Origin of the sequence: Aliiroseovarius pelagivivens (genome assembly GCF_900302485.1) — a bacterium.
In the GTDB taxonomy this organism is placed as follows: Bacteria; Pseudomonadota; Alphaproteobacteria; order Rhodobacterales; family Rhodobacteraceae; genus Aliiroseovarius; species Aliiroseovarius pelagivivens.
The window spans coordinates 571,397-590,766 of record NZ_OMOI01000001.1; the positions used below are offsets into that span (position 1 = coordinate 571,397).

18 protein-coding genes are annotated in these 19,370 nt (G+C 59.3%); 9 read left to right on the forward strand and 9 right to left on the reverse strand.

What is annotated here, in order from left to right:
• Genes thrC through ALP8811_RS02795 form a run of 4 tightly spaced genes read left to right on the forward strand, consistent with a single transcriptional unit; the run spans position 1 to position 4,702 of the window.
• On the forward strand, positions 1-1,398 hold the full coding sequence (thrC, locus tag ALP8811_RS02780; RefSeq protein ID WP_108855656.1) for a threonine synthase: 1,398 nt from the start codon (positions 1-3) through the stop codon (positions 1,396-1,398).
• A complete protein-coding gene (locus tag ALP8811_RS02785; protein ID WP_108855657.1) occupies positions 1,395-2,657 on the forward strand; it encodes a M16 family metallopeptidase in 1,263 nt (420 codons plus the stop codon). Before thrC ends, ALP8811_RS02785 begins: the two co-directional genes overlap by 4 nt.
• Complete coding sequence (locus ALP8811_RS02790; RefSeq protein ID WP_108855658.1) at positions 2,657-3,241, forward strand: GNAT family N-acetyltransferase; 585 nt, start codon at positions 2,657-2,659, stop codon at positions 3,239-3,241. Before ALP8811_RS02785 ends, ALP8811_RS02790 begins: the two co-directional genes overlap by 1 nt.
• 51 nt (positions 3,242-3,292) lie before the next feature.
• The gene (locus ALP8811_RS02795; protein WP_108855659.1) at positions 3,293-4,702 is read left to right on the forward strand and encodes an FAD-binding oxidoreductase; all 1,410 of its coding nucleotides are present in this window, start codon (positions 3,293-3,295) and stop codon (positions 4,700-4,702) included.
• A 133-nt stretch (positions 4,703-4,835) separates the two neighbouring features.
• Here the strand turns inward: ALP8811_RS02795 and ALP8811_RS02800 are convergent, their stop codons facing one another.
• Genes ALP8811_RS02800 through ALP8811_RS02810 form a run of 3 tightly spaced genes read right to left on the reverse strand, consistent with a single transcriptional unit; the run spans position 4,836 to position 7,257 of the window.
• A complete protein-coding gene (locus tag ALP8811_RS02800; RefSeq protein ID WP_108855660.1) occupies positions 4,836-5,366 on the reverse strand; it encodes an adenine phosphoribosyltransferase in 531 nt (176 codons plus the stop codon).
• Positions 5,363-6,391, reverse strand: a complete 1,029-nt coding sequence (locus ALP8811_RS02805) for a DUF418 domain-containing protein (RefSeq protein ID WP_108855661.1) — start codon at positions 6,389-6,391, stop codon at positions 5,363-5,365. The genes ALP8811_RS02800 and ALP8811_RS02805 overlap by 4 nt, the downstream gene beginning before the upstream one ends.
• Complete coding sequence (locus ALP8811_RS02810; RefSeq protein ID WP_108855662.1) at positions 6,388-7,257, reverse strand: S-methyl-5'-thioadenosine phosphorylase; 870 nt, start codon at positions 7,255-7,257, stop codon at positions 6,388-6,390. Before ALP8811_RS02810 ends, ALP8811_RS02805 begins: the two co-directional genes overlap by 4 nt.
• 158 nt (positions 7,258-7,415) lie before the next feature.
• Between ALP8811_RS02810 and ALP8811_RS02815 the strand changes: the two genes are divergently transcribed.
• A complete protein-coding gene (locus tag ALP8811_RS02815; RefSeq protein ID WP_108855663.1) occupies positions 7,416-9,074 on the forward strand; it encodes a SulP family inorganic anion transporter in 1,659 nt (552 codons plus the stop codon).
• A 137-nt stretch (positions 9,075-9,211) separates the two neighbouring features.
• On the opposite strand, the gene ALP8811_RS02820 is transcribed toward ALP8811_RS02815, so the two are convergent.
• Both ALP8811_RS02820 and ALP8811_RS02825 read right to left on the reverse strand, forming a co-directional pair.
• Entirely contained in the window at positions 9,212-9,862 is a 651-nt protein-coding gene (locus ALP8811_RS02820; protein WP_108855664.1) for a CatB-related O-acetyltransferase, read from the reverse strand.
• Between the two features lie 93 nt (positions 9,863-9,955).
• A complete protein-coding gene (locus ALP8811_RS02825) occupies positions 9,956-10,561 on the reverse strand; it encodes a flavin reductase family protein (protein WP_108855665.1) in 606 nt (201 codons plus the stop codon).
• A gap of 81 nt (positions 10,562-10,642) precedes the next feature.
• On the opposite strand from ALP8811_RS02825, the gene ALP8811_RS02830 reads away from it, so the two are divergent.
• On the forward strand, positions 10,643-11,143 hold the full coding sequence (locus ALP8811_RS02830; RefSeq protein WP_108857402.1) for a GNAT family N-acetyltransferase: 501 nt from the start codon (positions 10,643-10,645) through the stop codon (positions 11,141-11,143).
• A 43-nt stretch (positions 11,144-11,186) separates the two neighbouring features.
• Here ALP8811_RS02830 and ALP8811_RS02835 read toward each other — a convergent pair whose 3' ends face one another.
• Together ALP8811_RS02835 and ptsP are read right to left on the reverse strand one after the other, a co-directional pair.
• Complete coding sequence (locus ALP8811_RS02835; RefSeq protein ID WP_108855666.1) at positions 11,187-11,558, reverse strand: hypothetical protein; 372 nt, start codon at positions 11,556-11,558, stop codon at positions 11,187-11,189.
• Positions 11,559-11,749: 191 nt separating this feature from the next.
• Positions 11,750-13,996 carry a phosphoenolpyruvate--protein phosphotransferase gene (gene ptsP / locus ALP8811_RS02840; protein ID WP_108855667.1) on the reverse strand — a complete coding sequence of 749 codons (2,247 nt, stop codon included), beginning with the start codon at positions 13,994-13,996 and terminating at the stop codon, positions 11,750-11,752.
• Between the two features lie 363 nt (positions 13,997-14,359).
• Between ptsP and cysK the strand changes: the two genes are divergently transcribed.
• Complete coding sequence (gene cysK / locus ALP8811_RS02845; protein ID WP_108855668.1) at positions 14,360-15,427, forward strand: cysteine synthase A; 1,068 nt, start codon at positions 14,360-14,362, stop codon at positions 15,425-15,427.
• A 68-nt stretch (positions 15,428-15,495) separates the two neighbouring features.
• Here the strand turns inward: cysK and ALP8811_RS02850 are convergent, their stop codons facing one another.
• Positions 15,496-15,975: a hypothetical protein gene (locus ALP8811_RS02850; protein ID WP_146183980.1), complete on the reverse strand. Its 480-nt coding sequence runs from the start codon at positions 15,973-15,975 to the stop codon at positions 15,496-15,498.
• A 367-nt stretch (positions 15,976-16,342) separates the two neighbouring features.
• Here ALP8811_RS02850 and ALP8811_RS02855 point away from each other — a divergent pair, with 367 nt between their 5' ends.
• Positions 16,343-17,251: a DMT family transporter gene (locus tag ALP8811_RS02855; protein WP_108855670.1), complete on the forward strand. Its 909-nt coding sequence runs from the start codon at positions 16,343-16,345 to the stop codon at positions 17,249-17,251.
• 90 nt (positions 17,252-17,341) lie between these two features.
• On the forward strand, positions 17,342-18,646 hold the full coding sequence (locus ALP8811_RS02860) for an FAD-dependent oxidoreductase (protein WP_108855671.1): 1,305 nt from the start codon (positions 17,342-17,344) through the stop codon (positions 18,644-18,646).
• Here ALP8811_RS02860 and ALP8811_RS02865 read toward each other — a convergent pair.
• Positions 18,643-19,344 (reverse strand): NAD(P)H-binding protein, encoded by a 702-nt coding sequence (locus ALP8811_RS02865; protein ID WP_108855672.1) that lies wholly within the window; start codon positions 19,342-19,344, stop codon positions 18,643-18,645. The genes ALP8811_RS02860 and ALP8811_RS02865 overlap by 4 nt on opposite strands.
• Between the last annotated feature and the right edge of the window lie 26 nt (positions 19,345-19,370).

A 19,370-nucleotide genomic window follows, 5' to 3' on the forward strand; every position in this document is an offset into this window, starting at 1 on the left:
ATGCGCTATATCTCGACCCGCGGCGACGCACCTGTTCTCAGCTTTGAAGACGCCATGCTCACCGGCCTTGCCCGTGACGGCGGCCTTTATGTGCCGGAAACCGTGCCGACCATGTCAAAGGCCGAGATCGCGGCGCTGGCGGGCCTGTCCTATGAAGAGATCGCCTTTCGCGTGATGCGCCCCTTCGTGGGCGACACCTTCACCGATGAGGAATTCAAAGAGATCATCGCCAAGGCATATGCTGGTTTCGGTCACGACGCCCGTGCACCCTTGGTGCAGCTGGGCCCGAACCACTTCCTGTTAGAGCTCTTCCACGGCCCGACGCTCGCCTTCAAAGATTTCGCGATGCAGTTGATTGGCCAACTGTTCCAAGTGGCCCTTAGCCGTCGCGGAGAAAAAGTGACCATCGTCGGCGCGACGTCGGGTGACACCGGGTCTGCGGCGATTGAGGCCTTCAAAGGTCTGGACGCGGTCGACGTGTTCATCCTGTTCCCCCATGGCCGCGTGTCCGAAGTACAGCGCCGTCAGATGACCACGCCGTCGGAAAGCAACGTGCATGCGCTGGCTATGGATGGTGACTTCGACGATTGCCAAGCACGCCTGAAGGACATGTTCAACGATTTCGACTTCCGCGATGGCGTGAAACTTGCCGGTGTGAACTCGATCAACTGGGCACGCGTACTGGCGCAGGTGGTATACTATTTCTCGTCCGCCGTGTCGCTGGGCGCGCCTGATCGCAAGATCAGCTTCACCGTGCCGACTGGCAATTTCGGTGACATCTTCGCAGGCTATATCGCCAAGAAGATGGGCCTGCCGATTGACCAACTGGTGATCGCCACCAACCAAAATGACATCCTGCACCGCACGATGGAAACCGGTGCCTATACCAAGGCGGGCGTCACGCCATCGATCAGCCCGTCGATGGACATTCAGGTGTCCTCGAACTTTGAACGCGCGCTGTTTGACGCATACGGTCGTGACGGCAAAGCCGTTGCCGGTCAAATGGACGATCTCAAGGACGGTGGGTTCTCGATCAGCCAAGGCGCGATGGAGTTCTTGAAAGAGCAGTTCACCTCGGGCCGCGCCTCGGAAGACGAAACCATGGCTCAGATCAAGGCAAGCTTCGCCACAACGGGCGAAGTCCTGTGCCCGCACTCGGCTATTGGCGTGAAAGTCGCCAACGAACATCTGGGCAATAGCCCGATGGTTACGCTGGCCACCGCGCACCCCGCGAAATTCCCGGCTGCCGTGAAAGACGCCTGCGGAGAAGACGCCCCCCTGCCGCCGCGTATGGCGGACCTGTTTGACCGCGACGAGCGCGTGACACGCGTAGCCAACGACCTTGAAGCGTTGAAATCTCTGATTCTAGAGCGCACCGGAAAGGCCACACCTGCATGACCGTGCGTCTAGATCGTCTTCCTAACGGCGTGCGCGTCGTGACCGAATTCATGCCAGGGCTGGAAAGCGCCTCTCTTGGGGTGTGGGTCATGGCGGGTGGACGCCACGAAACGCAGGCCCAAAACGGCATCGCGCATTTCCTTGAGCATATGGCCTTCAAAGGCACCCAAAAGCGCAACGCGCTTGAGATTGCCGAGGCGATCGAAGACGTGGGCGGGTACATCAACGCCTATACCTCGCGCGAGGTGACGGCCTATTACGTGCGCGTTCTGAAAGATGACGTGGCGCTTGGCCTCGACGTGATTTCGGACATCGTGTTGAACCCTGTCTTTGACACGGGCGAGATCGAGATCGAACGTGGTGTGATCCTGCAGGAAATCGGTCAGGCGCTGGATACGCCCGATGACGTGGTGTTCGACTGGCTGCAAGAAGCGGCCTTTCCCGAGCAGCCCATCGGCCGCACCATTCTTGGCCCATCCGAACGGGTGAAGTCCTTTGGCCGCGATGACTTGTCGGGGTTTGTGGGGCAGCACTATGGCCCCGAGCAGCTGATCCTGTCGGCAGCCGGAGCGGTGGACCACGACGAGATTTTGCGCCTGGCGGAAGCCGCCTTCGGCGCTCTGGCGCCCCGCCCTGTGCTGGTGCCAGACACGGCAGTTTGGACCTCGGGCGAGCGGGTCGAGGTCAATGATACGCTCGAACAAGTGCATTTCACCTTGGGGTTCGAGGCACCTTCGTACCGCGATGATGGATTTTATGCCGCGCAACTCTTCAGTTCCGCCTTGGGCGGCGGCATGTCTTCGCGCCTTTTCCAAGAAGTGCGCGAGAAACGCGGGCTGTGCTATTCGATTTTCTCGCAAGTTGGGTCGTATGACGACACGGGTATGATGACCGTCTATGCGGGCACCTCGGGCGAAGACATCGCCGCCCTGTCTGGCCTGTGCATTGACGAGATGAAACGCGCCACCAGTGACATGTCTGACCGCGAACTAGAGCGTGCGCGCACCCAGATGAAAGCAGGGCTTCTGATGGGATTGGAAAGCCCCTCGGCGCGTGCTGAACGCATGGCGCGTCTGGTTGGGATTTGGGGTCATGTGCCGACTTTGGCCGATACGGTCGCCAAGATCGAAGCCGTAACCCTGCAAGACCTGCGTGATTTTGGTGCGTCCCTGTCAGACAGCGCTATGGCGATGGCCGTCTATGGCCCGGCGGCGAAAGCCGAGCCGCTGGAGGCATTGATGGAAAGGCGCGCGGCCTGATGTTTTCGCGGCCCAAGAAGGTTCGGATCGAAACCGAACGCATGACCCTGCGCCCGCCCCTGCATGGTGACTATCGCGCATGGGCAGCGCTTCGGGTTGCAAGCCGGGACTTCCTGACTCCATGGGAGCCCACATGGGCTGCCGATCACCTGACCCGCAAAAGTTTCACAAATCGCGTATATTGGGCCAATCGTTCGGTCTCAAGCGGCACGGCACTTCCACTTTTCATGTTTCGCCGGCAGGACGGCGTGCTGCTGGGTGCGTTGACGCTCGACAACATTCGCCGCGGACCGTCGCAGGCCGGTACAACCGGATACTGGGTCGGCGAACGATTTGCGCGGCAGGGCTATATGCGCGAAGGGCTTGAGGCGCTGGTGCATTATGCTTTCAACGAGCTTGACCTGTCGCGGCTGGAAGCGGGCTGTCTGCCAGAAAACACCGCATCGCGCGGGGTGCTGGAAAAGGTTGGCTACAAATACGAAGGCGTGGCGCAAAGCTATCTTCAGATCAACGGGCGCTGGCGCAATCACGTGCTCTATGCCAACCTCAGGTCAGATCGGCGCGGGCGCACACAAGCGGGCTAGGGTGACCGCTTGGTGACCTGCAGATGGACGATGAAGTAAAAGGGATGTGACGTGAGATCTGTCGATGAAGCCATCGAAGCACAGTTGCGCGCGGCCTTGCCGATCGCCGCTTTCCGTCCCCTGACCCCAGCCTATCTGGAAGAACCGCGTGGGCTGTTTCACGGCGACGGTGGTTTGCTCATCGCGCCTGGAACAGTAGACGAGGTTTCCACCATTCTTCGGGCCTGCAACGATGCGCACGTGCCCGTCGTGCCCTTTGGCGGCGGCACAGGGCTGGTTGGCGGGCAGGTGATGCAAAACGCCCGCCCGGTGATCCTAAGCCTCGAACGAATGACCCGCATCCGTGCCGTTCATCCCACCGAGAATGTTCTGGTGGCTGAGGCTGGGGCCATTCTGGCCGATGTCCAATCTGCAGCTGAAGGCGCAGAGCGGTTGTTCCCGCTGTCGCTGGCATCCGAAGGGTCTTGTCGCATTGGCGGGTGCCTGTCGACCAATGCGGGCGGCGTGAACGTGCTGCGCTATGGCACCGCGCGCGAGCTGTGTCTGGGGGTCGAAGCCGTTCTGCCCGATGGAACCATCCATCACGGGCTGAAGCGGCTGCGCAAGGACAACACGGGCTATGATCTGCGCGCACTTCTCTGTGGTGCCGAGGGCACTCTGGGTGTGATCACCGCCGCAAGCTTGCGTCTGTTTCCACGTCCCGCGCGCACGGGCACCGCGCTTTTGTGCGTGCGTGATCCGTCTGCGGCACTAGAGCTTTTGGCGCTGGCACAAGCCCAATTGGGGCAGGGGATCAGTGCGTTTGAATTGATTAAAGGCACTGGGCTGGAGTTTCTAGCCGAGGCCGGAATGGGCGGACCGCAGCCCTTTGCCGAGACGCCAGAGTGGTCCGTGCTGATCGACCTGGGCCTTGGCCCGTCCGATGACCCGGAAGCTGCGCTTCTGACGCTTTTTGAGGCTGCATTGGAAGAGGGACGGGTGTCCGATGGTGTCATTGCACAGTCCCAATCCCAACGCACCGCCCTATGGAAACTGCGCGAGGAAATTCCGTTGGCAAACAAGGCAGTGGGGGCGATCAGCTCGCATGATATTTCGCTGCCCCTGTCGCAGGTCCCTGCCTTTCTGACCCGCGCGGATGACGCGCTTGCTGGACTCGGCCCATTCCGCGTTAACGCCTTTGGACATCTTGGTGACGGAAATCTGCACTACAACGTCTTCCCACCAGTGGGGGAAGACAAATCCACCTACCTCTCGCAGCGCGATGCCATTCGCACCGCCGTCTATGATTTGGTGGAAGTCTATGGCGGATCCTTCAGCGCCGAACACGGCATAGGCCGTTTGAAAACGGGTGAGCTTGCCCGCTATGGCGATCCCGCCCGCTTAGCCGCCATGCGCGCGATCAAACGGGCGCTAGACCCCTACGGGATCATGAATCCGGGCGTGATCTTTCCACAAGCCTGAACCCACGTACCAACGCCAAACGGAAAACGCCCCGCCGGGTAAGCGGGGCGCCGCACTTTATTCATGTGCACAAGCAGCGCCCGGGCTCCGACCGGGCAGGGACAGCTTTAGGACCTATTGGTTAACCGAGGGTTCACAGCCCTTCGAATTCGCACAAAACATCGACGCCCATGCCAAGTTCTTCCAGCTTCTTGCGCCCGCCCAGTTCCGGCAGATCGACGATGAAGGAACAGCCCACGATCTCGCCGCCCATACGCTCGATCAGTTTGATCCCAGCTTCGGCCGTGCCACCCGTAGCCAGCAGATCGTCCACCAGCAATATCTTTTCACCGGGCTGAATGGCGTCGTCATGGATCTCCATCACGGCCTCGCCATATTCCAGCGTATAGGATTCCGACAAAGTCGCCCCCGGCAGCTTGCCTTTCTTGCGAATTGGCACGAAGCCCAGTGTCAGCTGATGCGCAATCGCGCCGCCCAGAATGAAGCCGCGCGCCTCAAGTCCGACTACCTTGTCAATCTGCATGCCTGCGTAGGGGTGCAGCATCTGGTCCACCGCCATTCGAAACCCTCGTGGGTCGGAAAACAAAGTGGTCACATCGCGAAACAGGATCCCTTCATGCGGGAAGTCCACGATGGTGCGGATATAGTCTTTGACGGATTTCATGTTTTCCCCTCGGTGATCAGACGCATGGCGGCCTCAAGTGGCCCGCGTCTGAACTTATGCGACCATAGCCAGCTGAACAACGCGGCAAATGCGCAATAGGCGATCGAGATCCAGAATATTTGCATCGGATGAAGCGAACCGTCGAGTAGACCGAACGCCTCGAGCGCCCCCATGCCGATTAAGATATGCGCGACATAGTGGGTCAGAGTTTGGCGCCCGGCCACGATCATGCCGTCGCAAAGGCGACGAAAGATAGGCAGAACCAGCAATATTGGCGTGATCAGCAGCACTGCACCTAGAAACGCCACGGCGGTGGCCCCGCTAGCCAGCATGTAAAGCGGCCCTGCCGGAACGGGCTCGGTACCCATCAGGGCGCCAATCTCGGGATCACTGATCAGACCATTGCTGGCTTTATGAGCCGCAATCGCCACCAGAGCTCCGCCCAGCACCATGCCGATCTGCACCGTCCAACGTCCCAGTGGCAGTCGCCCCAGCCACATGCCCCAAAGCAGAAACGCCGCCCATGGGAATACCGGGTGCCAACCGTTGAAAAGGGAATGGCGAAGGAAGCCTTCGACGGTCCAGAAATCGGCATAGCTTAGCGTGTTCCAATTCCAGCCTTGATCGAAGTCCAATACGAGCTGAGCCGCAAAGGCAATCACGATGAAACCGGCGACCCCCACCAAAAGCCAGTTGCTTGAGCTGCGCATAAACGCCATCGCGACGATGAAATAGAGCGCATAGAAATGCAGGATATCGGCGTCGAAGATCAACATGTTCAACATGCCGACGGTAAACAGAAAGATGGCGCGGCGCAGGGTCAGGTGCCATGCGGGCTTGCCAAGACTGACGCCAACGCCGGCCAGAATAACGAACAACGCGGCGGCGCGACCTTCCAAGTTGTCGGTGATCAGCGAACCAATATCGGAACCCGAAGAAACCTCGGCAACCAGACGAAAGTTCACCAAAACCATGCCAAGAAACGCAAGATATCGGGCTATGTCGACGCCGTTCAGGCGGTTCACAAAACCCGTCTCGCAACTGCATCCAATTTGCCCAGAAGGGCTGGATCGCGCTTTTCCGGGGCCGTCATGATGGCCATGTCGAGCGCGCGGTCGCAGCCATGCGGGCAGGGCGTGCGATCTGTACCCAGACGCGCAGGCAGCCCCGCCACCATCCGTTTGGCCTTGTCGCCATTGCCAGTGAGCGTGGCGATCACCTGCGCCACGTCGACCTCGTCGTGGTCCGGGTGCCAGCAATCAAAGTCGGTAACCATCGCGACCGAGGCATAGCAAAGCTCGGCTTCACGGGCGAGCTTGGCCTCGGGCATGTTGGTCATGCCGATCACATGTGCGCCCCACTGATCGCGATACATTCGGCTTTCGGCGAGTGTCGAGAACTGAGGCCCCTCCATCGCCAGATACGTTCCGCCCTCGTGCACCGTGACATCGGCCGCACGCGCTGCGTCAACACAGGCCGAAGACAGGCGCGGGCAGGTCGGGTGGGCAAAGCCCACATGAGCCACGCAGCCTGATCCAAAGAAACTCTTCTGCCGTGCGAAGGTCCGGTCAATAAACTGATCTACAACGACAAAATCGCCCGGCGCCATCTCTTCCCGGAAAGACCCACAGGCTGACACGCTGATCACATCTGTGACCCCCAGCCGCTTCAGCGCATCGATGTTGGCGCGATAGGGCACGTCCGTTGGACTGTGCACATGCCCCCGTCCGTGGCGCGGTAGAAAGGACATGTTGACACCCTCTAACCGACCGGTCAGGATCTGGTCGGATGGGGTGCCCCACGGGCTTTCGACATCCACCCAACGCGCGTCTTCCAACCCGTCCATCTGATAGATGCCCGACCCACCGATGATCCCGATATGCGTGTCCATGCCAGCCTCCTGTTCCGTCTTTGCCGCAGCCTATCGCGCAGGTGCGCACCATGCCATGCAATAGTTGCAGTGCAGTAAGTCATCTGAGGCATTGCCCGAAGCCGTCGAAGCCGTTAGACAGCCACATTGCGAATACTCCCCAAAACGAGGTGACCCCCGTGGCCCGAGCCCTGCTGGCAAGCTTTGCCAATCGTATCGAACGTCCTGACCTGCGCTTGTCGCCGAATGACGAGTTGACGCCGTCACGCATCAAAATCGAGCTGCTGTCGGGATTGACTGTGGCCTTGGCCCTGGTGCCCGAGGCCGTGGCCTTCGCTTTTGTTGCGGGCGTACACCCGCTGGTGGGTCTCTACGCCGCCTTTATGGTTGGACTGATCACTGCTGTAATTGGCGGACGTCCGGGCATGATTTCGGGTGCGACTGGGGCGCTGGCTGTTGTGATGGTCGCATTGGTCGCGCAGCACGGCGTCGAATATCTGTTCGCCACTGTGGTTCTTATGGGGCTTTTGCAGGTCTTTGCCGGTGTCATGCACTGGGGCAAATTCATCAGACTTGTGCCACACCCGGTCATGCTGGGCTTTGTGAACGGTCTGGCGATCGTTATTTTCTTGGCTCAGATGACCCAGTTTAAGGTGCCGGGAACGATCGAAACCGCGGGGCATGGCTCTGTTGGGGGGGAATGGCTTTCGGGCTTGCCGCTCGTCATGATGCTGGGCCTTGTTGGTTTGACCATGTTGATCATCTGGGGGCTGCCAAAGATCACCTCGATCATCCCTGCGCCGCTGGCGGGGATCGGCGTTGTAGCCGGGCTTGTGATTGCCTTTGGGATCGATGTGCCGACCGTCGGTGACATGGCCTCGATCAAGGGTGGTTTGCCCAGCTTCCACAACCCATTCGGAACGGGCGTGGGGCTGTATGGCACCGCACTTGCACCCTTCACACTGGAAACGCTGTGGATCATCCTTCCATATGCCGTAATTCTGGCCGCAATTGGCTTGATTGAAAGCCTGCTGACCCTGAACCTTGTCGGCGAAATGACCGGTCAACGTGGCGGAGCCTCGCAGGAATGTATTGCGCAGGGCACGTCCAACGTGATCACCGGTTTCTTTGGCGGCATGGGTGGCTGTGCCATGATCGGCCAGTCGATGATCAACGTGCGCTCGGGCGGACGTACGCGCATCGCCGGTATCGCCGCAGCGATCTTCCTGCTGCTCTTCATCGTTGTGGCGTCGAGCTGGATCGAGATGATCCCGCTGGCTGCCCTTGTTGGCGTCATGTTCATGGTGGTGATCGGCACGTTCGCTTGGAACTCGTTGAAAATCCTGCGCCGCGTGCCCCGTACCGATGCGTTCGTGATCCTGCTGGTGACTGCCGTGACGGTCTATGAAGACCTTGCCGTCGCCGTTGTGGTGGGCGTGATCGTGTCGGCGCTGGCCTATGCATGGAACGCTGCTGCCCGCATCCATGCCATCACCCGCGAGGAAGACGGAGCCAAGGTCTATGACGTGGAAGGCCCGCTGTTCTTCGGCTCGGCCGAAGGCTTTATCGAGCTCTTTGACGTGAAGAATGACCCAGACTTGGTTGTGATCGAGTTTGCCCGTTCGCGCGTCGTGGACCAATCCGCACTGCAGGCGATTGAAGCTGTGGCCCTGAAATACGAGGCGCTGGGCAAGAAAGCTCAGCTGCGTCACCTCAGCCGCGATTGCCATGACCTTCTGACCAAAGCCGGTCATCTGGTGGTCGATAGCGACGATGACCCGGATTACGAGGTCGCGGCGGACTACTCGGTCAAGACCGGAATTCTCGGCGGACACTGATCCGGACATACTAAGATGAAACAGGGCGCCTTCGGGCGCCCTTTTATTTGGGCCGAAGCCCTCTCTTGCGCCTTTACGATCTGATGATCGACAGGCTTGGACATAGCCCGAGGCTGAGCCTCGGACAGGCCCAACTTTTAGCGCGCAAGCATCTCGAGGCTGTCCAGATCACCTGCCTCAAGTGCGTCGCGCGCGCTGGCGATTTGGTCGACGGGCCAATTCCACCATGCCAGTTCGTTCATACGCGCGATGTCCATGGCTGATAGGCGCATTTTGATGATCCTGGCGGGGTTGCCTGCCACGATGGCATAATCCGGGACGTCTTCGCGCACCACCGCGCCCGCGCCGATGATGGCGCCATTGCCGATGCTGATGCCCGGGCAGATGATCGCACCATAGCCTAACCAGACATCATTTCCGATCCGCGTGTTGCGACAATCCGGTTGTTTCATTGGTGCTTTGTCCAGCGAAAATATCCCGAACGGAAAGCTGGTCAAACCTGAATAGTCGTGGTTGGCCGCTGCTGTGATGAATCGCACACCATGGGCGATTTGGCAGAACCTCCCGATTGAGAGCTGCCCGTCGGACATCGGGAAATGATACGGCGCCAGTCGTGCGGCCCACCCTTCGGGCGACGGGGGATCAAAATCCGAGGCATAGGTGAACTCACCAACATCAATGTTGGGCTGATCAATCACGTTTGACAGAAAAACCGTACCATGATGAAGGGAACCATCGGGCAGGGTGACGGGGTGGACGCGCTTGGCGTCGGGTAGGATCGGGGGCATGTGATCTCCTTTGAAATTAATGAAGTCTCAAGCCACGTAGTCCATTTCACCCTCCCTGTTTCGTGTCAGATTAGACGCTTTGCAAAGCTGCGTCTATTCTCCGGGTCGGCTAAGTGTGAATTTGTCGCGCACCACCGTGTAGTCGCGATACCCCAACCGGGCCAAGGGGCGTGCACGCGTAATGTCGAAAGCTCCATCGACGATGCAGTCATCTCGCATGTGGATCCCGGTCACTTCGCCGAAACAGACGTGATTGGCGTTGCCTGGCAATTGCGTGATCTGCGTTAGCTTGCATTCAAGCGCAGCGGGGGCGGCAGGCAGGCGGGCGGCGTTGATGGTCTGACACTCCACCCGATCCAAGCCTGCCTCGTTGATCTCGTTTACCTCGCGCCCGAAACTGGCAGCGCTGACATTCATTGCCTCGGTCATGTCTTCCGACACCATATGCACGCAGAACACGCCGGTCTGGCGGATGTTGTCCAGCGTGTCCTTACCCAACTCACGGTCCGACTTGCCCGAAGTCGTGGCGAACATCACTTGCGGCGGGTCATAGGCTACCCCGTTGAAGAAAGAGTATGGCGCAAGGTTGTCGCATCCGTTGGCGTCTCGGGTGGTGATCCATGCAATCGGACGCGGTACGATCAAAGCGTTGAACGGATTATGAGGCAGCCCGTGCCCGTTTTCAGGTTCATAGAACACTGGCTTATCCCTTCCGTTTCATGGCCTTGCCGTGATAGCAGGAACTTAAAGAGAAGCCAAAGGCAACACGAGGGCAGGCAGCTGTATCATCTGTCTCAGGAAACGCAGGAAGATTGGTGGGAGGTCGAGGCCCTTTACGATCTGTGCTTTGCGCCAGGGCGCGAGGCTCTGTCATCCTATCGTTTGCGTGATGATGTGCCGCCGATTCCGGATTTGTCTCTGGTGGCCCGCGATGCGGAGGGCGTTCTGGCTGGGGCGATCCGCTATTGGCCCGTTTCCATTGTTGGGGAACACATCCACAAAGCGCTGTTGCTGGGCCCGGTGGCGGTGCACCCGACAAGACAGGGCGAAGGGTTGGGTGGTCACCTGATCAGTCAAAGCCTTGGCCGTGCCGCAGATCTGGGCTGGGACCGCGTCATGTTGGTCGGGGATGCGCCCTATTATCAGCGGTTTGGATTCACCCGATTGGAAGGGGTGGTGATGCCGCCGCCCACAAACCCGGATCGGGTTCTGGCCTATGATCAAGGCAGCGGCGCATGGACCGGTGTGCAAGGAAACGTGCTTCGGATTGATGCTTCTTAAAGCGCAGCGGTACACCAGTTAGTTTGCCTGCGATATGTGCGCCTTATCGAAAGGTAGGTTGGTTGCGTCGCACCGAAGAGAATACACAAAAGGTGACGGGCTTTGATTGCGCCCCAATTGTTTGCCGCGCCATCCGCTCCAGCCGTTCCTGCCAATAGGGGGACCGTGTGCCCTGTGATAGCGGATGCCAGATCCGAAGTGCTCGCGCATCGCGTGATCTGTCCAGTTTCCATTGATGTGAGGAGACAGGCCGCATGGGGGCAGCGATGGTCAGGACGCCCATCCCGATGACGGCAAATCCTGCGAAAACTGCATAAGCCAAGAAGGCTGCAATTGGGCCAAGCCCCTGCGAAAATGCAGTGACGGCGGCGATGGTTCCGGTGAAAACGCCGGTGATGAGAACACGAAACAGCATAGGCTTCTCCTAACGCGGGTCGGTTCGGGCATTGCACCAGACATCGAGCCGCAGCTTGATCTTCCAAGATACGAGCAATTCGGATGGTCCCGCTGCCGGGAAGACGAAATGCCCGCGTCGCTGTTCTGTTATTGTTCTAATTGTCTAAAGATTTGCCTAATCGGGCGTGACAAAGTCGAAAAAGCTGGCCTTTAGGTCGCGTTCTCGACCAGCCACGCCTTGACCGTTTGGCGAACAGATTGCTCGCCAGACAGACGGGTCTCGTCGATGAGCTCGCGCAGATCTTCGATATTTGTGCGTCTTATCAAGCTCTTGACTGGCCCGATCGAGGCCGGCCGCATCGAAAGATGCCGCATTCCAAGTGCTGCAAAGCACACTGCTTCCAATGGTCGACCGGCATCTTCCCCGCAAAAGCTCAGCGGTGTGCGGGCCGCGTCGCAGCGGGTCACAATCTCTTCGATCAGGTTCAAGAAGGACACGTTCAGCGTATCATAACGCCTCCGCACCCGTTCATTTTCCCGGTCCGCCGCATAGAAGAACTGCTTCAGATCATTGCCACCGATCGAGATGAAATCGGCCATTTCGAAGAACTGCTGCGGGGCAAACACCATCGAGGGCGTTTCCAGCATCGCGCCGATCTCGACTTTCTCGGGCAGGATATGTCCCAAGGCGCGCTCGCGCTCGATCTCGGCCAGAAGCATTTCACGCGCGTCGCGAAATTCATCCAGCTGAGCGATGAATGGGAACATGACGGTCAGGCAGCGCCCGGCAGCGGCGCGAATGAGCGCTTGCAGCTGCATCCGCATGACGCCCGGCTTGTCCAGCCCGACGCGGATTGCACGCCAGCCCAAGGCCGGGTTCGGTTCGTCCAGCGGGTTCATATAGGGCAGCACCTTGTCCGACCCGATATCAAGCGTGCGGAACGTTACCCGTTTGCCTTTCGCGGCGTCCATGACGCGCGCATAGGTCGCTGCCAGATCACCACGGCGCGGTACCCGGTCCACGGTTAGGAATTGTAGCTCGGTACGGAACAGCCCGACGCCATAGGCGCCCGAACTCTCAAGCGATGGCAGATCAGCCATCAGACCTGCATTCATATGCAGTTTAACCTCGGTCCCGCACAGGCCCATTGCGGGCTTGTCGCGCAGGCTGCGATAGCGTTCTTGCTGTTTCGCCTCCATCGCCATCTTGTCGCGGAAGGCGGTGATGATCGTATCCTCGGGGCGCAGATGCACCACACCTGCCTCGCCATCCACAAGGATGTGGTCGCCGTTCAAGGCCTCGGTCGCGATGTGCCCCGCCTGAATGATGAGCGGGATCGCAAAGGCACGCGCGACGATTGCGGCGTGACTGGCGACCGAGCCTTCTTCCAGTACGATCCCCTTCAGGCCGCGCCCGTATTCCAGCAACTCGCCCGGCCCGATATTCGTAGCGATCAGGATCGGGTTTTCCGGCATCTCGGCCCCGGTATCCTTGCCCTGTCCGGTCAGGATGCGCAGCAGGCGGTTGGACAGATCATCCAGATCGTGCAGCCGTTCACGCAGATAGGGGTCGGGCACTTGGCTCATCCGCGCGCGCGCGGCGGATTGTTCTTTTTCGACCGCCGCTTCGGCAGACAGCCCGCGCGAGATGTCCTCGGCCATGCGCCGCATCCACCCCTTCGAATTGGCAAACATCCGATAGGCTTCCAGAACCTGCATCTGTTCCTTGTCGGTGGTCTGCGCGTTCTCCAGCATCTCGTCCACGGACACACGCAGCGTATCAACGGCATCGTTCAGACGCTTCAACTCTGCTTCGGGATCATCCGCCACCGGGTTGGTCACAACCACGCGCGGTTCATGCAGCCAGACGTGCCCCTCGGCTGCGCCTTCCTGACCGATGCTGCCCTTGAAGGTCACAGGCCGCTGGTGCAGCGCGCCCATCGCTTCGCCTTCGCCGATGAAGGCGCCCAGCTCGGTCATTTCAGCAAGCACCATGGCGACCACTTCAATGCCGTAAATCTCGTCTGCCGAGAACGTGCGGGGATCTTTCGACTGGATGACCAGCACGCCCAGCTTTTCGCCAAGGCGCTGAATGGGCACGCCCATGAAGCTGGAGTAAATTTCTTCGCCCGTTTCCGGCATATACCGGAACCCACGCGCCGACGGGGCGTCTTCGGTGTTCACCACCCGGCCCGAACGCGCCACGCGGCCCACAAGCCCTTCGCCCACGCGCAGACGTGTTTGGTGCACAGCTTCAGGGTTCAATCCTTCGGTCGCACACAGTTCAAGCGTTTCCGTATCCCTAAACAGATAGATCGAGCACACCTCGACCCCAAGGCTTTCAGCAATCAAGGACGTAATGCGGTCAAGCCGTTCCTGCCCTTCGGACGCTGCCGCAAGGGTCTCGCGCAGGTTGACCAAAAGCTTGCGACTGTCGCTTGTCTGGCTTTCTGCCATGTTCCCAATCCCTGTTTGCTACGGTTTCTTGGCTGTCTCGGAGACCGAGGCGCGAACCGTTTAATCAAGCCTTATCCTAGCGGCTCGCTGCCACCTATGCCAGAAACTCGTTACGTCCACATCAGCAAAATTCTGCGCGTTTTCGTCCCCCTTTGAATTTGCCCGTAATTTGCGCTGTCCGGCCACAGTTTGTGCGGAACAGAAACGCGCCGCGTTGGCGATTTCTGGGACGATGCGATGGGGACGTATCGCGATACGTGAATTTCAGTCTTTTTGCCTCCGTGCGGGTTTTGACTGCACGGATTGCGGCTTAGGTTTAAGATCAACGAATAATGAACCCGTGTATTGCGAAAGGACCTTTCCATGGCACCCCGACAGACCAATGGGCGCGGCATGCGCTATGACAGCATTCTGGATACGGTTGGCGACACGCCCGTTATCCGCATCAATCGTATCGCGCCCGAGGGCGTGAACATCTTTGTGAAGATGGAGGCCTTCAACCCGGCCGGATCCGTAAAGGACCGCCTTGCCCTGAGCATCATCGAAGCGGCCGAAGCCTCGGGCGCATTGAAACCTGGCCAAACGGTGGTCGAGGCGACGTCCGGAAATACTGGCATCGGCCTTGCCATGGTCTGTGCGGCCAAGGGCTATCCGCTGGTGGTGACGATGGCCGAAAGCTTCTCGGTCGAGCGACGCAAGCTGATGCGTTTCTTTGGCGCGAAAGTGGTGTTGACGCCCAAGGAATTGAAGGGCTTTGGCATGTATTCCAAAGCCAAAGAATTGGCTGAAGAGAACGGTTGGTTCCTTGCCAGCCAGTTTGAAACCGACGCCAACGCCGACATTCACGAAAACACCACCGCGCGCGAGATCCTTGCCGATTTCGAGGGCGAGCGTCTGGATTATCTTGTCACCGGCTATGGCACCGGCGGCACGGTGACGGGCATCGGGCGCGTGTTGAAGAAAGAACGCCCCGACACTAAGATCATCCTGACCGAGCCCGCCAACGCGGCGCTGGTCGCCTCGGGCTATGTGAACACCCGCAACGAAGACCATCAGCCCACCGAGGGCCACCCGGATTTCAACCCGCACCCGATCCAAGGTTGGACCCCGGACTTCATTCCTTTTGTGATGCAGGAAGCGCTGGACAATGGCTATGTTGACGAACTGACTTCGGTCCCCGGCCCGGAAGGCATCACATGGTCGCAACGTTTGGCGGCTGAGGAAGGCATCTTCGTCGGCATCTCGGCCGGCGCAACCTTCGCGACGGCGATCGAGACCGCGAAAAATGCCCCCGAAGGCGCCAACATCCTGGTCATGCTGCCCGACACAGGCGAACGCTACCTCTCGACCCCGCTATTTGAAGGCGTCGAAGAGGTGATGAGCGACGAGGAGTTAGAAATCTCGCGCTCGACACCTTACGGGCAGATGTAAAGCGCGAGACTATTAACGAAGAACAGCCCGCCGGATTGGTGGGCTGTTTTTATTTTGAGCAGATGCTTTTACTGGATGCTCTCCGCGCAACTAGGCAGATATTTAACAGCTTCAAGACAATAAGGTTCAGCAACTCCTGCCTCAAAGAGTTCTCCTGCGATTCCGCCCGGAAACGGTGAGTGTTCACCGGGGCGTTGGCAAACCACCGTGTTTGGAAGCGGCTTTAATGGCGATGGTCGGCGGCCCGTATGGCTCGTATGACCGGCGTGGATACATATTAGTTCGTCGCCAAGAATATTCTCTTTCAGAAACGTCACATACCCCTGCTTTGGCTGGACCCCCCACAAGCGGTATTGAATCTCAATTCTCTCATCTAACTCAAATCTTCCGTTTGTGTTAATTTCTGAAACCACCGCGCTTGTTATCCAACCTACGTCTCCGAATAGAGGTCCGACATCAGCCATCGCTCTGTTTGTTTGAACTAAAAGAGGTAAGAGGAAAGCCGACACCAGCTTCATTGCTAGAGAGGTTCCGTTAAATTTGGTCACGTTGTTCCATCCTCAATTGCTAGACTTCAATGAACTCTAGATGACCTGCGGGCGCTCTTATAGGTGGAAACTACAGGGGTGAGTATTACCGGAACTTCCAACCTATTGAAGTTCGACAATAGGTAAGGGCAATCAATTCCAAAGACGAATTCGAGAGCACAATGAGCGTCTGGCTGCCGAAACAAGGAACGCGCTTGTGCCTGAGGGGTTGGTTTCTTCAAGGATTTTCAAATTAGCCTGCCAAGATTGCTCGAAAATCTTGTCTTTACACAGTGAAGAGGGCGATCTGGAAGAAACCACAAGAAACGGATTGGCCTTCGCAGCTATTCCCGCCATCCCTATGGGCACCAACACAGGACCCCGCCCAATGACCCAACCCTCCCTCCAAATGGACCGCACCGCATGGATCATGCTGATCGCTTTGGCTGCCGTCTGGGGCGGGTCGTTTTTCTTTGCTGAAGTTGCGCTGGGCGAGGTGCCGCCTCTGACCATCACGCTGCATCGCGTATTCTGGACCATTCCCATTCTGGCTGTGATCGTCGCAATGAAACGCATCCCGGTCCCGCGCAACCCGCGCATCTGGCTGGGCTATCTGGGCATGGGCGCACTGAACAACGCCATCCCATTTTCGCTGATCTTCTGGGGGCAGACGCAGATTGAGAGCGGGTTGGCCTCGATCCTGAACGGCACCACGGCCATGTTTGGCGCAGTGGTCGCGGGCGTGCTGCTGGCCGACGAACCCCTCACTGCCCGCAAGATCGGGGGCGCGGTTCTGGGCCTGATCGGTGTCGGCGTCATCATGGGCCCCGAGGCCGTGTCGGGCTTCAACCCCGCCAACCTCGCACAGCTGGCAATCATGGGTGCGGCACTGTCCTATGCCTTTGCCAGCGTCTGGGGCCGGGTCATGCTGGCAGGCCAACCGCCGCTTATGAACGCGCTGGGCATGGTGACGGCGAGCGCCCTGATCATGGCCCCTGTGGTCTGGATTGTGGACGGCCCACCGGCGCTGAGCCTGACTGCCACCACATGGGGCGCACTCCTTAGCCTTGCCGCCCTCTCGACCGGACTGGCCTATGTCCTCTACTTCGCGATCCTCGTCAGGGCAGGGGCCGCAAACTTGATGCTCGTCACCCTTCTAATCCCCCCCTTCGCCATCACCCTCGGCGCACTCTTCCTTGGCGAACGCATGGCCCCCGAGGCATGGATCGGCTTCGCCATCATCGCAGTCGGGTTCGCGGTGAATGACGGACGGGTGTTTGGAAGGTTGCGCCGATAGCGCACCAACCCTCCCTCGTGCCAATTCACTTGTCAGCTTCCTTCGTCTCGTCTCTAGTCAGCGAGAACTAGCGATCTCAAGGAACCCGGAATGTCTAACACCAGCATCGATGTGGATGTTCTCGTTATCGGAGGGGGCACCGCAGGCTTCGGCGCTGCGGTGGCTGCCGGTCGCCAAGGTCTTCGCGTGATGCTTCTGGAAGCCACCCAGAAAGTCGGCGGGGTCATGGCGTTTTGCCCGGGCATGCCGTGGGGCGGGGGCTATCCGGTCGATCAAATCATCGGCGGGCTGATGGAAGAGCTGACAGACCGCCTTGTCGCGATGGACCCACCGGCCGCCGAGAAACGCCCCTGCACGCTGGAAAACTTCGGGCCCGAGATCGTTTATGACCACGACATCGCCACGCTTACGATGTTCGAGATGCTCGAGGAAGCAGGCGTGCAGGTTCGTCTGGGGGCGATGGCGCTGACGCCTCACCTTGAGGGCGACAAAATCGTGCAGGTGGAGTGCTGTGATCGGAATGGGCTATTCACCGTCACGCCCGGCATGGTCATTGATTGCTCAGGCGACGGAGATATCTCGGCCAAGGCGGGCGTGCCCTATGCGCTGGGCGATGCATCGGGCAACATGATGGCGGTCACGATCTCGTTTCACATGATGGGTGTCGATTGGGACGAGGCCTTCGCCGACCCCGACCCCTATTTCCAAACTCATGCCGCGCGCGGCATAGCCGAGGAACGACTGCACCCCGATCTTGCGCAGCTTTACCTGATGCGTGGCTTCCATGCGGGGACGGTTTTCTGCAACTCGGTGCATATCCGAGGAGTGGATGGTACCGATCCCGTAGCAGTTGGGCGCGCAACGCAAGAGGGGCGGCGGCGCTGCCTGCAACTGGCCCGGTTCCTGCTAAGCGACGTGCCGGGGTTTCAGAAGGCGCACATGTCGCTGCTGTCTCCGACGGTTGGGGTCCGCGAAACGCGCAAGTTGGAGGGTGTCTATCGCGTCACCGGTGCGGACCTTGCGGCGGCCACGAAGTTCCCGGATGGCATTGTGTCCTGCGACAATCCTATTGACGATGTGATGCGCTCTGACGGGGATATGACACATCACGCGGCTCTTACACAGGGCGACTACTACACGATTCCCTTTCGGTCCCTAATCCCAACGCAGATCGAGAACCTGATGTTCGCGGGACGTATCCTGTCCGCTGGTCCCGTAGCCTTTGCGTCGGTACGCGGCATGCCGCAATGCATGGCAATGGGGCAGGCGACAGGTACCGCCGCCGCCTTGGCGCTTCGCGACGGCGTGCCCGTGCAGGCGGTATCCACCGAAGAATTGGTTGCGGCTCTGTCGGCGCAAGGTGTCAACCGGTTGGCCGCGCCCACTCCGCATTAAGCCATCGCGGCGTGGGCCTGCGCGCTTTCGGTTCTCACGCCACAAATCGCTGGCGCCTTCCCGATCAGTGCGTCGTTCTGCAATGCCTCGACCATGAACAGCGCAAAGTCGATCCGGCGGGTTTTGTTCGAGGCCAAAACCGGGTCCTGCACATGTTCGGACCAAACGGGCAGCCCTTCGCTGTCGCCTTCCTCAAGATCCGATCCGCGCACCACGGTCCACTTTGTGTCTGATTTGAAGATCAAGTTACAGGCCAGCACCTGATCATCAATCTCGACCAGCCGGAGCCAGCGGGTTAGCTTCGATGCGACCGCAAGCAGCGTGCGGAACGTGCGCGAGTATTGGTCCTTGCCGTCCAACGTGATGTGCCAGCCGCAGGAGAAGATCAGCCGCGCGTCCGGTTCGGCGAAATCCATCACGGCCTGTGCGGTGCCTGACGAATATTGCTGTACGCCCCACGGGGCCAGTACGGTCAACACGCCTTCGCAGTCCTTCACGGCGCGTTCGATCACCGCGCGGTCATTGGTCTTTCCGGGGAAAAGCGTGATGCGATCCCCATGCTCGGCCATCACGGCGTCCAGCTTCCCCACGCTCTTTTCCCGGCACACGCCATTCACGTGATAGCCACGATCAAGCGCGTGTTTCAGCATGTATTGTCCCAGCTTGCCCGAGATCCCGACGATGCAAATGCGTTTCATGTCATGTCCTAACCTTACGGTGTAAG

Coding starts and splice junctions, on each gene's coding strand:
- ptsP (WP_108855667.1), bottom strand. CDS start 13,996: ATGGCAGAAAGCCAGACAAGCGACAGTCGCAAGCTTTTGGTCAACCTG.
- ALP8811_RS02865 (WP_108855672.1), bottom strand. CDS start 19,344: ATGAAACGCATTTGCATCGTCGGGATCTCGGGCAAGCTGGGACAATAC.
- ALP8811_RS02855 (WP_108855670.1), top strand. CDS start 16,343: ATGACCCAACCCTCCCTCCAAATGGACCGCACCGCATGGATCATGCTG.
- ALP8811_RS02835 (WP_108855666.1), bottom strand. CDS start 11,558: ATGCTGTTTCGTGTTCTCATCACCGGCGTTTTCACCGGAACCATCGCC.
- thrC (WP_108855656.1), top strand. CDS start 1: ATGCGCTATATCTCGACCCGCGGCGACGCACCTGTTCTCAGCTTTGAA.
- ALP8811_RS02785 (WP_108855657.1), top strand. CDS start 1,395: ATGACCGTGCGTCTAGATCGTCTTCCTAACGGCGTGCGCGTCGTGACC.
- ALP8811_RS02860 (WP_108855671.1), top strand. CDS start 17,342: ATGTCTAACACCAGCATCGATGTGGATGTTCTCGTTATCGGAGGGGGC.
- ALP8811_RS02820 (WP_108855664.1), bottom strand. CDS start 9,862: ATGCCCCCGATCCTACCCGACGCCAAGCGCGTCCACCCCGTCACCCTG.
- ALP8811_RS02810 (WP_108855662.1), bottom strand. CDS start 7,257: ATGGACACGCATATCGGGATCATCGGTGGGTCGGGCATCTATCAGATG.
- ALP8811_RS02790 (WP_108855658.1), top strand. CDS start 2,657: ATGTTTTCGCGGCCCAAGAAGGTTCGGATCGAAACCGAACGCATGACC.
- ALP8811_RS02800 (WP_108855660.1), bottom strand. CDS start 5,366: ATGAAATCCGTCAAAGACTATATCCGCACCATCGTGGACTTCCCGCAT.
- cysK (WP_108855668.1), top strand. CDS start 14,360: ATGGCACCCCGACAGACCAATGGGCGCGGCATGCGCTATGACAGCATT.